Source organism: Rahnella sp. JUb53 (assembly GCF_004346065.1).
Lineage (GTDB): Bacteria > Pseudomonadota > Gammaproteobacteria > Enterobacterales > Enterobacteriaceae > Rahnella > Rahnella variigena.
The window spans coordinates 31,918-46,952 of record NZ_SLYT01000003.1 but is presented as its reverse complement, the minus strand read 5'-3'; the positions used below and the strand labels follow the sequence as shown (position 1 = coordinate 46,952).

At 55.2% G+C, this 15,035-nt stretch carries 10 protein-coding genes; 4 read left to right on the top strand and 6 right to left on the bottom strand.

The window, feature by feature from the left end; genetic code table 11:
- Window positions 1-74 precede the first annotated feature (74 nt).
- The 6 genes from fhuB to hrpB form a co-directional block, all read right to left on the bottom strand.
- A complete protein-coding gene (gene fhuB / locus EC840_RS07985; protein ID WP_132964887.1) occupies window positions 75-2,063 on the bottom strand; it encodes a Fe(3+)-hydroxamate ABC transporter permease FhuB in 1,989 nt (662 codons plus the stop codon).
- Window positions 2,060-2,962 carry a Fe(3+)-hydroxamate ABC transporter substrate-binding protein FhuD gene (gene fhuD, locus EC840_RS07980; protein ID WP_132964885.1) on the bottom strand — a complete coding sequence of 301 codons (903 nt, stop codon included), beginning with the start codon at window positions 2,960-2,962 and terminating at the stop codon, window positions 2,060-2,062. Before fhuD ends, fhuB begins: the two co-directional genes overlap by 4 nt.
- 1 nt (window position 2,963) lies before the next feature.
- Window positions 2,964-3,776 carry a Fe3+-hydroxamate ABC transporter ATP-binding protein FhuC gene (gene fhuC / locus EC840_RS07975; protein WP_113876389.1) on the bottom strand — a complete coding sequence of 271 codons (813 nt, stop codon included), beginning with the start codon at window positions 3,774-3,776 and terminating at the stop codon, window positions 2,964-2,966.
- 208 nt (window positions 3,777-3,984) lie between these two features.
- A complete protein-coding gene (fhuA, locus tag EC840_RS07970) occupies window positions 3,985-6,213 on the bottom strand; it encodes a ferrichrome porin FhuA (protein ID WP_113876388.1) in 2,229 nt (742 codons plus the stop codon).
- Window positions 6,214-6,553: 340 nt separating this feature from the next.
- Complete coding sequence (mrcB, locus tag EC840_RS07965; protein WP_132964882.1) at window positions 6,554-9,193, bottom strand: bifunctional glycosyl transferase/transpeptidase; 2,640 nt, start codon at window positions 9,191-9,193, stop codon at window positions 6,554-6,556.
- 226 nt (window positions 9,194-9,419) lie between these two features.
- On the bottom strand, window positions 9,420-11,861 hold the full coding sequence (gene hrpB / locus EC840_RS07960; RefSeq protein ID WP_132965212.1) for an ATP-dependent helicase HrpB: 2,442 nt from the start codon (window positions 11,859-11,861) through the stop codon (window positions 9,420-9,422).
- Window positions 11,862-11,957: 96 nt separating this feature from the next.
- Here hrpB and thpR point away from each other — a divergent pair, with 96 nt between their 5' ends.
- From thpR to gluQRS, 4 genes are all read left to right on the top strand, one after another.
- Window positions 11,958-12,500: an RNA 2',3'-cyclic phosphodiesterase gene (thpR, locus tag EC840_RS07955; protein ID WP_113876385.1), complete on the top strand. Its 543-nt coding sequence runs from the start codon at window positions 11,958-11,960 to the stop codon at window positions 12,498-12,500.
- Between the two features lie 48 nt (window positions 12,501-12,548).
- Entirely contained in the window at window positions 12,549-13,268 is a 720-nt protein-coding gene (sfsA, locus tag EC840_RS07950) for a DNA/RNA nuclease SfsA (protein ID WP_132964880.1), read from the top strand.
- Window positions 13,269-13,512: 244 nt separating this feature from the next.
- Window positions 13,513-13,968, top strand: a complete 456-nt coding sequence (gene dksA, locus EC840_RS07940; protein WP_112287808.1) for an RNA polymerase-binding protein DksA — start codon at window positions 13,513-13,515, stop codon at window positions 13,966-13,968.
- A 62-nt stretch (window positions 13,969-14,030) separates the two neighbouring features.
- Entirely contained in the window at window positions 14,031-14,900 is an 870-nt protein-coding gene (gene gluQRS, locus EC840_RS07935; RefSeq protein WP_132964878.1) for a tRNA glutamyl-Q(34) synthetase GluQRS, read from the top strand.
- The last annotated feature ends 135 nt before the right edge of the window (window positions 14,901-15,035 follow it).

Here is a 15,035-nt window from a genome sequence, read left to right as displayed (position 1 = left end):
AAGGGGAGGAGCAAAAGCCACTTCCAAAGAAAGATCCGTTCTCAATATCTCTCTTTTTTGTTCACTGAAACTTTCTATTTCGCCTGTTTTCTCAGCAAATAGATGAAGTACGGCGCGCCGATAAATGTCGCGAGCAAACCTGCGGGGATCTGGTTGGGGAAGATAATCATCCGGCCGCACCAGTCGGCAAATACCATCAGTAAACCGCCGAGAATGCTGGCGACCATCCACTGCGGAACCGCACGACGAAAGCCCATCATACGCGCCATATGCGGTGCCATCAGACCGACAAAGCTCAGCGGCCCGATGGTCAGCGTCGCGGCAGCCGTCATCACCGCCGCCAGCAATAAAATCGCCATACGCGTTGGCGTCAGTGCAACGCCGACTGATTTGGCCGTCACGCTGCCCAGTGGCAAAATATTAATCCAGCGACGACAGAACGGCACAATCACCATCAGCACCGCAGCCAGAATGAGCGTCCGCCATGCGGCTTCAGCGGACACAGAATAAGTAGAACCGGAAAGCCAGGTCAGCAAACCGCCCATACGCGGATCACCGCTCGCCAGCAGCAGTGACATCAGCGTGGTGAATGCGGTACTCAGCGCGATACCGGTCAGCAGCATACGTTCAGCGGAAAAACTGCGCAGCCCCGATGCCATCATAATCACCAGCAACGTCAGCGCCGCACCGAGACTCCCCGCCGGTAACAGCCACGCAAAGGCATCACCCGGCACGATAAACATCATCACGACCACGCCGGTCGCTGCACCCGAGCTTATTCCCAGCACTTCCGGGCTCGCCATCGCATTACCGGTGAGTTTCTGAATCAGCACCCCGGAAGACGCCAGCATGATGCCCGCCGCCAGCGCCGCCATCACGCGTGGTAAACGCCACGGCAGCAGCGCCTGTAGATCCGCACCTGTTGACCAGTTCCAGCCTGTCGCGTTACGTCCGGCCATCAGCGCGATAACCAGCCCGATGAACAGCACCGCCAGCGCCAGCGCGACCCAGCGCACCAGATGGTGACGTTCAGCCGGCACGTTATCGCCCTGATCCATCGGCGGCGGCGTCATGCTGTTGCGAAGACGAGGCAGCAGCCACAGCAGCAACGGCGCGCCGACCAGCGCGGTCGCGGCACCGGTCGGAATTTCCATCCAGAACGTGGTGATGTACTGCATCACCTGATCGGTGAACCACAGCAGCAACGCACCTATCAGCGGCGCCATAATCAGACGTGAAGGCAAACGCCGCGCTCCGAGCATTTTCGCCAGCAGCGGGGCGAACAGGCCGATAAAACCGACGATGCCGACTGCGTTAACCAGCTGCGCACTCATCAGGATGGCCAGCGTCAGCACCGCCAGACGTGCCGCAGAAAGCCCGAGACCGAGATTTTTGGCCACGCCATCGTCCAGTCCCAGCAGCGTCATCGGACGCTGCAACAGAAACGCCAGCAGCCAGACAATAATCACACGCGGCAACAGGAAACTGGCGACATCCCAGTCCTGCTGCGTCAGTGAACCACTGCTCCACATGTACAGGCTTTGCAGGCTCTGATAATTGAAGATGCCGATCAGGCCGTTGACCGCACCGCAATACAAACCGAGCACCAGACCCGCCAGGACTAACGTGACCGGCGACATGCGTTTGCCCCAGGCGATACCGAACACCAGTGCACCAATCACCACCGCGCCGATCATGGCAGCAAACTGCTGGGTGATCATTCCGCCCGGCAGCGCCCACAACGTGGCAACCGTCAGGCCGAGTTGCGCGCCCGCCGAAACGCCCAGCGTCGCAGGTTCAGCCAGCGGATTACGCAACACCTGCTGGAACAGTAAACCGACCAGCCCGAGCCCGGCTCCCGCGAGCAATGCCACGGCGATGCGCGGCAGTGAGCTGTAATGGAAAAGCATCTGCTGCACGTTGTCGATATCCGGCTGCCACAGTGCGCCGCGCCATTGTGCGTAAGGCAATTGCAGATGCAGGTTGTAAATACTGAGCGCACCCGCAGCCAGTGCCAGAATAATCAGAAGAGTCAGCGAAACGCTGAGCGAACGGCGGTTCATACCGGTTTCCTCAGCGTGTTGGTTAAAATATTGCAGAAATGCATCGCGCTGAAGGTTGCGCCGTAGTACCAGACGGCAGGAATGACGGTGAACTGGTTCGCACGAACGAACGGCATGGATTTCCACAGCGGCGTTTTTTCGACGGCCTTCATGATGTCAGCGCTGTCGTGATCGAAGCACAACACGCGGGCATTTTTGATCGCCGCCAGCCTTTCCACTCCGACGGAAACACTGCCCCAGAAACTGCCCTCACCCTGCCAGGCGTTGGTGAGCCCGACATCGTTCATCACTTCATGCAGCATACTGCCTTGTCCGAAGACCAGAACATGGCGCGGATCGATGAACGTGATCAGCAACAACGGCTGCTGTGCTACTGGCTTCAGCTGTTCGCGGGTTCTGGCTAAAGTGTCCTGATACCGCTGCAAATGCTGTTCTGCACGATCTTGCAAACCGAGCGTATCCGCCAGTTTGTGCAGCGAACGGATCGCCAGATCTAATGGCTTCGCAGAGCCGTCATTGGCTTTGACACTCAGCACCGGCGCGATGGTTTCCAGCTGAGCGGTCGCCGGGCCGTAACCCTGCGTCAGCAGCACCAGTGACGGTTTCAGCTGCTGGATAAGTTCCATATTCGGCTCGGTGCGCTGACCGACGTCAATCACGCCCGACGCCAGCGGCGGTTCGGCTACCCAGATGTTGTAATTGCGAATATCCGCAATCGCCAGCGGCATCACGCCGAGTGCAATCAGAAGTTCAGCGGGAAGCCATTCGAGCGCAATAATGCGGCTGAGATCGGGGCGGGACGCAGAAAGCGCGGGCAAAGATGTCAGCAACGGAGAAAGCGCCATCATCTGCAAAATACGACGGCGCGTTATTCCGGAAAAGTGTGAAATATCAGACATATCAGTATACGAAGCTCACCGGTGCGCCACCCGCAGGATGCGGCAAAATACCCATCGGAATGCCATAGATTTGTTCGAGCACGTCACCGCGCATCATTTCTTCAGGTTCACCCTGAGCGATCATCTCGCCGCCACGCAGCGCCATCAGTTGGTCACAATAGCGGGCTGCCATATTCAGGTCATGCAGCACCGCAATCACGGTGAGGCCTTTTTCACGGCTCAGACGCTGGATCAACGCCAGAACGTCTTTCTGATGGGCGATATCGAGCGCAGAAGTCGGTTCGTCAAGCAGCAGGCAGCGGCTGTCCTGCGCCACCATCATCGCCAGCCACGCACGCTGACGTTCGCCGCCGGACAGGCTGTCGACCAGACGATGTGCAAAGGGTTTCAGCCCCACCAGCGAAATCGCTTCTTCGACTTTTTCTTTATCGTGATGTTTGAAACGCCCGAGCGCGCCGTGCCACGGATAGCGGCCAATCGCCACCAGCTCCTGCACGGTCATGCCTTCTGCCGCCGGAAGTTGCTGCGGTAAATACGCGACCTGCCGCGCAAAAGCTTTGCTGTCCCACTGCGCCAGCGGCGTTTCATTGAGGTAAATCGTTCCGGATGTCGCCGCCTGATGACGTCCCAGCATTTTTAACAACGTCGACTTCCCTGAGCCATTGTGACCAATCAGCCCGCACACTTTTCCTTGCGGGAAAGTCAGTGACAGTGGCGCAAGAAGCGTGCGGCCCGGGACGGAAAAACTCACATCCTGCAGGCGAAAGACGCTGTCTGGCAGCGGAGAAGAAGGATGTACGTTGTTATCAGGCATAAGATTTTCTACGTCGACATCTGGTTGAGAACAGGAAACGGGCACGACCAGCGTGCCCGGATTTTAGTACTTATGACGCTATCGATATCCTAAGTAATTCGGCTTGCAGGAAGGCGACAAGTTCGCGAATCCCCGGGAGCTTAGTCAGCTAAGTGACCGGGGTGAACGAACGCCGTCAACGCATCTGCGGCCTGAATTACGACGGATATCAGAAGCGGAATGTGGCGGTAGCTACCACCTGACGATCTGAACCCCAGTAACAGGCGTAATCGCGGTAGCAGCTGGCGACATATTCGCGATCCAGCAAGTTGTTGATGTTCAGACCCACGGAAGAACCTGGCAGGCCGAAGCGACCCAGATCGTATTTCACTGTGGCATCTACCAGCGTATAGGACGAAACGTTGAACGCTTCATTCTCTCTGGATGCATTCACACCATTCGCTGTATAGAAGCTGGAGCTGGCACCAACATAACGCACACCGGAACCGACTGTCAGGCCGCTGAGCGCAGTTTCGTGGAAGGTATAATCCGCCCACAGAGACGCCATATTCGCCGGTACCTCAACAGGACGCTTGCCTTCGAAATTGGTGTCATGCGTGTATTTTGCATCGGTGTAGGTGTAAGACGCCGTGACGTTGATGTTGGCGTTAACCGCGGCTTTGGCTTCGAGTTCCACACCACGCGAACGTATTTCACCAGACTGAACGCTAAAGGCAGCATCAGCAGGATTGGCGGTCAGGTTTTTGTCTTTGGTCAGCTGGTATACCGCTGCCGTCAGGCTGATCGGACGATCGTTCGGGATATATTTGATCCCGGCTTCGTACTGTTTGCCCATTGAAGGATCGAATGGCTTCCCTTCTTTGGTCGCGCCTGCGGTCGGTTCAAAGGATTCGCTATAACTGAAGTACGGAGAAATACCGTTGTCGAACAGGTAGTTCAGACCGCCACGCCAGGTGAACTGCTCATCGTTGATCTGCGACGCGCTGTTGGTCGTGCGGGTAAAGGTTGAGCTTTTCGCGAAGTCGTAACGACCGCCAACAGTCAGGATCCACTTGTTCCACTCCGCCTGATCCTGCACATACAGACCGGTTTGTTCCTGACGATTAAGGATTTCGTACGGGAAGTACAGGGAAACGTTGCCGTTACCATATTGCGGATTTGCCAGATTCAGGTTACTTGCACTGCCGTAGTCTGCGTCAATATCGTTACGCATACGCATGTAATCAACACCAGCCAGCACGGTATGATCGATATCGCCGGTGCCGAATTTGGCCTGTGCCTGTGTATCGACATCAAAGTTCGCCAGCTTCTCTTTAGACTGAACATAGCTGCGCGTAATGTTGCCGTTACCGAGGTAACCGAAGCCGTAAACGGATTTATATTCGGTATCGAGTTTGGTGTAGCGCAGGTTCTGACGAACCGTCCAGGTATCATCAAACTGATGCGCGAAGCTGTAACCGACCATTTTCTGGTTGCGGGACATACGGTTACCCGCTTCACCTTCGTTGAAATCTGTCGGGAGTTTATGTGCTTTACCGTTGGCATCGTAATACGGCACCACGGTACCTTCACGCGGCAACCAGCCGTAGTAACCCGCATCCGGATCGTTCTGGAAATTGCTCAGGAAGGTAAAATCAGTTTTATCATCAGGACGCCATGAGAAAGACGGGGCAATGGAATAGCGTTTCTCTTTCGCCATTTCCTGTTGCGCATCCTGACTGCGCGCCACACCGGTCAGACGGTAGGAATACACGCCTGCATCATCAATGGCATCGCTGAAATCAAATCCGGTCTGGTACAGGTTATCTGTACCCATTTTGAACTGCACTTCTTTCAGCGGTTCAGTGGTCGGGCGCTTGCTGACCATACTGACAACGCCGCCCGGATTGCTTTTACCGTACAAAACGGAAGACGGCCCGCGAAGCACTTCGACACGCTCAAGCATGTACGGATCCATCGATACTTCAGAATAGTTATCACCCTGAAGTTTGATGCCGTCGAGATACTGGTTAGTGTTAACAGAGGTGAAGCCGCGGATTGCCATGGCGTCGATGGTGTTAGAACTGCCACGGCTGGCAAAGACACCCGGCGTATAACCCAGGGCTTCTTTCACCGTCACCGGTTGCTTCATGTCCATTTCTTCGCGAGTCACCACGGAAACAGATTGTGGTGTCTTCACCAGTGGCGTATCGGTTTTTGTACCGGTAGCGCTATGTTTTGCTGCGATGGTCGCCGCAGGGCCCCATGCAGATTCCTGTGCCGCTTCGGGAGCAGAAGAAGCCGTCACATTAATGGTATCTTCCTTCGCAGGCGCGGTGGTGGCGGCACCGGCGTAAAATGCGGCAGTACCCAGTGCTGCGGTAATGGTTAAAGCTAACGTCCGACGCTTAAATGCGCCTTTTGGGACAGAATTTGAAAGCGAGCGTTGAGAAGCCATTGCATAATCTCTGGAGTGGAAATGGGAATGTAAACGATAATTATTATTATGACCGTCGCATATTATGCGCAATGCTTGCCCGCCTGCAACACTAATTCACATATAGATCGTCTGAATGAATAAAAAATATCCCCATGTTAAACATGGGTAAAAATGCCTATAAATTAAACGGGGATGAATGTGACGGGTTTGCGAAAAATGTAAAACGTGCGGGTTAATTTGCGTTAAGAATAACAAATAAAAAGGGCACGATTTTCATCGCACCCTTTTTTAATATCCTAAATCATTCAAGTTGATTTAACGCAGCCAACACCGAGCCAGCCTGAAGGATGACGGATATTTAGTTGCCTGAACCAAACATATCCTTAATCCAGCCCGCAACGCCGTTGCTGTCTTTCTTCTCATCCTGAGATTGTGGCTGTTGTTGTTGCCCAGATTGCTGTTGTTGTTGCTGCTGCATCTGTTGCTGTTGTTGCTGTTGCTGTTGCTGTTGCTGAACAGCGGTCACAGAAGCCTGGCACATGGCGTCCGGCGAATCCGTCCAGACCGGAATGGAACGCGTTGCGCCACCGCCGCCCAGCATTCCGCCGCTGTTGTTGCCGCAGACAAAGTTACCGCTGCTATCAATGTTCATCGTGCTGATGCCTTCCGGCATTTGCAGATCCAGAGGCTGCGGCGTGCCGTTCTCCAGATAACGTCCGTACAGCACCAGCGCACCGGTTGAACCCCACAGTTTTGACGGGCCGTTGTTATCGCGGCCAACCCAGGTAATCGCCACCTGATTGCCGTCGATGCCCGCAAACCAGCTGTCACGCAGTTCGTTGGAGGTACCCGTTTTTGCTGCCAGATGCAGTTTCGGGAACTTGTTCGCCAGCGCGCGCGAGGTCCCTTCCTGCACAACCTGCTGCATCGCATACAGCGTCAGATACGCCGCCTGGGATGGGATCACGCGAACCGCCTGCGGGAAGCTCTGATAAAGTACCGTACCGTCTTCCGCTATTACCGAGCGCACCGCGGACAGTGGCGCTTTGTTACCGCCGCTGGCAATGGTCTGGTATTCCTGCGCGACTTCCATCGGCGTCAGTGCAATCGCACCAAGCAGCATCGACGGTGTCTGGTTCAGGGATTCTTTCGGGATCCCCAGATTGATCAGCGTTTGGGTGATGTTATCCAGCCCTACCGCCATACCCAGATTTACCGTCGGGACGTTCATGGAACGCGCCAGCGCATCCACCAGCAGAACCTGACCACGGAACTGATGGTCATCGTTTTTCGGTGACCACGTCTGGCCATTTGCCAGTTTCAGCGTCAGCGGCTGGTCGGCCAGAATGGTGTTCAGACGGTATTTGTCCGGCTGAGAAAGCGCGGTCAGATAGGTCGCCGGTTTAGCCAGAGAACCGACCTGACGACGCGCCTGCATCGCACGGTTAAAGCCTGCGAACTGCGTTTCCGCGCCGCCGACCATCGCCCGCACTTCGCCGGTGTAACGGTCAACAATCACCATCGCGGTTTCGATGTCATTCAGGCCGCTTTTCTTACGCAGTAACGGAATGCCTTCTTCGACCGCTTTTTCCGCCGCATCCTGCGAAATAGGATCCAGTGTGGTGAAGATTTTCACCCCGGACATGTCCTGAACTTTATCGCCCAGTTTGGCCTGAAGCTCCTGACGCACCATCTGCATAAACGCAGGCTGAGGTGAAATCACGCCGCCTTTCGGCTGCACGCCGAGCGGACGCGCGCTGAGCATGTCATACAGTTCCTGATCGATAACTTTCTGATCAACCAGTAAACGCAGCACCAGATTACGACGCTGCAACGCCATTTGCGGGTTACGCCACGGGTTATACAGCGACGCACCTTTCACCATGCCGACCAGCAATGCCTGCTGATCCAGACTCAGTTCATTCACCGGACGACCAAAGTAATACAGGCTCGCCAGCGGGAAACCGCGGATCTGATCGGAACCGCTCTGGCCGAGATACACTTCATTCAGATACAGCTCGAGAATGCGGTCTTTGCTGTAATCCGCGTCCAGCAGGATCGCCATAATGGCTTCACGCGCTTTACGGCTCAGTGAACGTTCATTGGTCAGGAACAGGTTTTTCACCAGCTGCTGTGTCAGCGTAGAACCGCCCTGCACCGCATGACCGGCGGTCAGGTTTGCCAGCACCGCACGGCCAATGGAATAGAAGTTGATGCCGTCGTGTTCATAGAAATGACGGTCTTCCGTTGCCAGCAAGGTATCGACCAGCAAATCCGGGAAACCGGAACGCGGTACGAACAGACGCTGTTCGCCGTTAGCATTCGACGCCTGCAACATGGTGATCAGACGCGGGTCGAGGCGGAACAGCCCGAAATCACGCTGATTGTCCAGATTCTTAATTTCTGCAAGGCTGCTGCCATCAAACATCAGGCGGGCGTTCACCTGCCCTTCTTTACCTTCCGGGAAATCAAACGGACGACGCAGCAAATCGATATAATTCGCATGCACCGTAAATTCGCCCGGACGGGTGATACGCGTCACTTCGCGATACTGCGTACCTTCCAGCAATCCGACCATCTCAGCTTTGCTGATCTGCATGTCCGGCTCAAGGTTTACCTGACGACCATAGACCGCCGCAGGCAACTGCCAGACTTTACCGCCATCAATGCGGTCATGGATTTGTTTGTTGAGGTAAAACGCATAAATCCCGAGCAGAATAAGAAAAACGATGAACAGTTTGACTAACAGCCAGAAAATACGGCGTTTCACACTCTTTTTTCCACCTTTTTTGGCTTTACGCGGCGCTGCTTTTCGGCTCATGCGAGATCCCTGTTCTTCTTCGTACTCATCGTCATCCTCATACTCGTCATCAATTTCTTCTTCGTATTCTTCGTAGTCGTCATCCCGGCGGCTACGGCGGACGGGACGAGCCCGCTCAGGCTTCCGCCCGGCAGGTTTACCTTTACGGCCAATCGGCTCGCGATCATCGCCAGACATCAGTCAATCTCCCAACGTGCTGCTGTGTTCGTCATAATGATTCTGCTTAGCTGAGTCATTTTCATTTTTGATTTCAAAAAAACACTGTATTTCAAAAAGATACTGTTGATGGCCTGAAACCCAGGCCGCAAGGCGCTTACTCTGTGCCCCGCTTAAGTTTTCGCCCACAGGAAATGTCTGAAAAATCGCCCCTTCCCGGCACAATTTTTAAAAGCTCAGACAGACATCAGGGCGCGTGTTTTTTTGTCCGGCGCGTAGGCAACGCCTCCGCCGGATTGTCCGGCCACGGATGTTTCGGATATCGCCCTTTCATTTCTTTTTGCACTTCGCGATACGATCCCTGCCAGAAAGCGGCCAGATCGGCTGTTATCTGCAACGGACGCTGTGCAGGTGACAATAACTCAAGCACCACGGTAACGCGGCCTTCCGCCAGTTGCGGGCTGCGCTGCTCGCCGAACATTTCCTGCATCCGCACCGAAAGTGCCGGTGGCTGGTCTGCATGATAACGGATTAGCAGACGACTGCCAGTCGGCACGGTGTAATGTGTCGGTAATGCACTGTCAAGACGCTGACGTTGTTGCCAGTCCAGCAGCCTTAATAAGGCATCATGCAAATCAACCTGTTGCAGTGATTTTAACGAGCGAACGCCCTGTAAAGACGGCTGCAACCAGCGTTCCAGACCGTCGAGCAAAGCCTGGTCGTCGGCAGCTGGCCAGTCGGCCTCCGGCAGCCATTTTGCGGCACACAGAAGCCGGAGCCGCAGTTGTTCTGCCGCCACCGACCAGTTCAGCGCCTGCAAACCCTGTGTGCGGATCCAGTCGATCAACGCCTGTTGCAGTTCTTCATCATCCGGCTTCGCCAGCGGATTCGCTTTCAGCACCAGCCGGCCAATCTGCCAGCGTCGCCAGGCGCGCAGGGTGCCTTTTTCTTCATCCCATTCCACCGCCGTCTGTTCTTTAACGACATCGGGCAGGCGCGATGGAAGTTGCGTGATATCCAGCGAGACAGCCAGCAGAATGCGGGCATCCGGGCTGTTGTTGCCCTGCAATAACTGCGGCGCGACCAGCCACGGCGCGCGGGTTAACCCGTCGTCCTGCGGCAAAGACGCACCCAGTCCGTTCGCCAGCAGATAGCGCCCATCTTCGCCGCGGCGTTGTGCAATGCGGTCACTGAAAGCACGAGCCAGTAACCACGGTGCGAGCGAAGCATCCGGCTCACCGCTTTTCGCTCCGGTGCGCTGCGCCAGTTGTTTCGCCCGCCGCTGCCAGTTGCCCTGCGGGCGGCTGAACCAGTAATCGATATCCGGTAATCCGCCGCGTGGCGGTTCTTCGAGGATCGCGGCCAGTAAGGCTGCCGTTGCCAGTGCGTCCGGACTTTGTGTTGCAGCCGCAATCAGCATCGCCGCCAGCCGTGGCTCACAGCCAAGCTGTGCCATACGTTGTCCGGCGGCGGTAAGTTTTCCCTGCACATCGGTGGCACCGAGCTGCTGTAACAGATTTTTGGCGGCAGATAATGCGGCGACAGGCGGCTTATCCAGCCACTGAAGTTGCGCCGGATCCTGACAGCCCCACTGCAACAACTCCAGCCAGAAACTGCTCAGATCGCTTTGCAGAATTTCCGCTTCGGCCTGCGCACTGGCGCGTTCAGCCTGCTCTTTGCTGAACAGATGCCAGCACAATCCCGGTTCGAGACGTCCGGCACGCCCTGCGCGCTGAGTCATCGACGCCTGACTGATGCGCTGCGTTACCAGCCGCGTCAGGCCGCTGCGCGGGTCAAATTGCGCGCTGCGCTCCAGACCGCTGTCCACCACCAGGCGGATACCTTCGATGGTCAGACTGGTTTCCGCAATATTGGTCGCCAGCACCACTTTGCGGCGTCCTGCGGAGGAAGGCTGAATGGCTTTCTGCTGTTGTTCCAGCGACAACGCGCCGTACAACGGACAGAGATCGACATCCTCCGCCAGCCTGCCGTTCAGCAGATTTTGCACGCGGGTAATTTCAGAAACACCCGGTAAAAACAGCAGCATCGAGCCGTGATTTTCGCCCATCAGACGGCTGACCACGCGCGCCACGCCTTCGTCCAGCCGTTCGTGCGTGGCAAGGGAAAGATACTGCCGCTCGACCGGGAAACTGCGGCCTGCGGATTCAATCACCGGCGCATCCGGCAGTAAAGAAGACAGGCGCAGATTGTCGAGCGTCGCCGACATAATCAGGATTTTTAAATCATCGCGCAGCGCATTCTGCACATCGAGTAATAACGCCAGCGCCAGATCGGCTTGCAAACTGCGCTCATGGAATTCATCGAGGATCACCATCGACACGCCGGTCAATTCAGGATCCGCCTGCACCATGCGGGTCAGAATGCCTTCAGTCACCACTTCAAGGCGCGTTGCGGCGCTGGTTTTGCTCTCAGCGCGCATACGATAACCCACGGTCTGCCCCGGCGTTTCACCCAGCTGTTGCGCCAGACGGAAGGCGACGTTTTTTGCTGCCAGACGACGAGGTTCCAGCAGCAGAATTTTGCCCGGCAAATTAGCCTGTTTGAGCAACTGCAACGGCAGCCAGGTCGATTTACCGGCACCGGTCGGGGCAAGCAAAAGCACCTGCGGCGCCTGTTGCAGTGCGGCTAATAGCGGTTCAAGTACGGCGCTGACAGGCAAAGAAGGCAATGAATTCACCATGAGAGTTAACTTTAAACGGCGGGCATTGTAGCATTTAGCCCCACATCCGGCATGTTGCCGTGATTCGTCTTCACAGGAATTTCTATGTCTGCCGAACGCCGCCTGTTCTTCGCCTTATCCCTGCCTGCAAAAATGCAAAAGCAGGTGATTAAGTGGCGTGCGGATAATTTCCCGGCGGAAACCGGCCGCCCGGTCGCAGCCGCTAATCTGCATATTACGCTGGCATTTCTCGGTGAAGTCAGCGCTCTCAAGGAAGCCGCGCTGACCCGCGTCGCCGGGCGCATTCAGGGGCAAACATTCAGCCTGATGCTGGATGATATCGGCCACTGGCCGGGTTCCGGCGTGGTATGGATTGGCACCCGACGCGCGCCCAACGCATTGTTGCAGCTGGCGTCCGTATTGCGATCCCACGCAGCGCGCAACGGGTGTCATCAGAGTACACTGCCGTTCCACCCGCATGTGTCGCTTTACCGCAATGCGACGCGCCCGGTCGCTATTCCTCCGGCCACACCTGGCTGGCAACTGGATGCCACCGAATTCAGTTTATACGAATCGCTGTTTGAACGGGGACGCACCCGTTACCACTGCCTGCAAACCTGGCCGCTGGGCGATATGCAGGAAACCTGATCTCTTTTAGCATTCTCTTTGACCAGAGTATTTCACACGGAAACCCTCATGCATTTCGAGCCTGCGCTTCAATCTGCCACTCTCATTAAACGTTACAAACGGTTTCTCGCCGACGTGATCACGCCCGATGGCACCGAACTGACCCTGCACTGCGCCAACACAGGCGCGATGACCGGTTGCGCGACGCCCGGCGACACCGTCTGGTATTCCACGTCCGACAATCTCAAACGCAAATATCCGCACAGTTGGGAACTGACGGAAACACAGCAAAATCACTGGATTTGCGTCAACACGCTGCGGGCCAATCAACTGGTACGCGAAGCCATTGTGGCGCAACGCATACCGGAATTATCCGGTTACAGTAAACTCACATCAGAAGTAAAATACGGCACCGAAAATAGCCGTATAGACTTGATGTTACAGGCAGAAAATCAACCTGACTGCTATATTGAAGTGAAATCTGTCACGTTGCTGCAAGAGGGACGGGGATTCTTTCCCGATGCAGTCACACTGCGCGGTCAGAAGCATTTACGCGAGTTACAGTCGATGGCAGAACAGGGGCAGCGGGCGGTACTTTTCTTCGCTGTTTTACATTCAGGCATTGAAAGCGTGTCCGCAGCACACCATATTGATCCGCGTTATACCGAATTACTGACGTATGTTCAAAACAAGGGTGTTGAGGTGATGTGCTACGGTGCCGAACTTTCTGCTGAGGGTATCCGCCTCACAGAGAGATTACCGCTGGTGACGACATCAGTCAGTCAATAAAAAGAGTTCGGATAACCCTGTAATTACCTGTCGGCGGCATAAAAAACAGGTCGCGAATACGCTTTTCCTCACAGGCTTGTCAAGCACCTGCGAGGAATAATTGCCAACCTCGTTGCCTTCTGTTATTTATAGCGGCCTGATTTTTTCCCCCGTTGGGGATCGAAATGTTCGAAGCCTGCATGTTGCAGTCATATGCGGCATAAAAAGCGGATGAACATAGTGCGTGTTATGTAGGAGAAGCATCATGCAAGAAGGCCAAACCCGTAAGACGTCGTCCTTGAGCATTCTCGCTATCGCTGGGGTGCAGCCGTATCAAGAGAAGCCGGGCGAAGAGTACATGAACGACGCTCAGCTGGCTCACTTCAAAAAGATTCTTGAAGCATGGCGCAATCAGCTCAGGGATGAAGTAGATCGTACCGTTTCACACATGCAGGAAGAGGCAGCTAACTTCCCTGACCCGGCTGACCGGGCGACACAGGAAGAAGAGTTCAGCCTGGAACTGCGTAACCGTGACCGTGAACGTAAGCTGATTAAAAAGATTGAAAAAACACTGAAAAAAGTGGAAGACCAGGATTTCGGATATTGTGATTCCTGTGGCGTTGAGATTGGCATCCGCCGTCTTGAAGCCCGTCCTACCGCTGATTTGTGTATCGACTGTAAGACTCTGGCAGAAATCCGCGAAAAGCAGATGGCTGGCTAAGTTTCGGGTCCCACGCGGTGCGTCATGCACCGCGTTCCCTTTTAACGCCGTACCCCACTTTTATGCCGCAAGAACAACACTACACTGGCCGTTTCGCCCCCTCACCTTCCGGTGACCTTCATTTCGGTTCTCTGATTGCCGCGCTTGGCAGCTATTTGCACGCCCGTTCGCAAAACGGCAAATGGTTAGTGCGCATCGACGATATCGACCCGCCACGTGAAATTCCGGGCTCCGCTGACCGCATTTTAGCCACGCTCGAACGCTACGGACTGGAGTGGGATGGCGAGGTTGTCTGGCAGTCAAAACGTCATGACGCCTATCGTGCCGCGCTGGACTGGCTGTACCAGCAGCAAAAAAGCTATTACTGCACCTGTACCCGCCAGCGTATTTCGCAAACCGGCGGAACTTACGACGGCCATTGCCGTGATTTAAATTTGGGTGCAGAAAATGCCGCCATCCGCCTGCGTCAGACCCTGCCGGTGTACGGTTTTGATGATGATTTTCAGGGACATTTGCACGCCAGCGCGAAACTCGCTGAAGAAGACTTTATTATCCGCCGCCGCGACGGGCTGTTTGCCTATAATCTGGCGGTGGTAGTAGATGACCATTTTCAGGGTGTAAATCACATCGTGCGCGGCGCAGATCTGATTGAACCGACGGTGCGCCAGATTTCCCTATACCGGCATTTAGGTTATCCGCAGCCCGGATATCTGCATTTACCGCTGGCGCTCAATGAAAATGGCGATAAGCTTTCCAAGCAGAATCACGCGCCCGCGTTGCCGGAAGGCGATCCCCGTCCGGTTATCATTAACGCACTGAAATTTTTAGGCCAAAGGCTGCCGGAAAACTGGCAGGATTACACTTTGCCTTTATTATTACGCTGGGCGACAGCACAGTGGACGACGGCTGATATCCCGCATCAGGTGCGCTAATGCTGCGCAGATGTGACATCGGCATTCTCAAAGCGGCTACTGTGAGCTATGATTAGCCGCTGTTTTTGCGTCACGCCAATTTTTTCAGTCACTATCGAGGTGTACCATTTTTACCCGAGTAGCCAATTTTTGCCG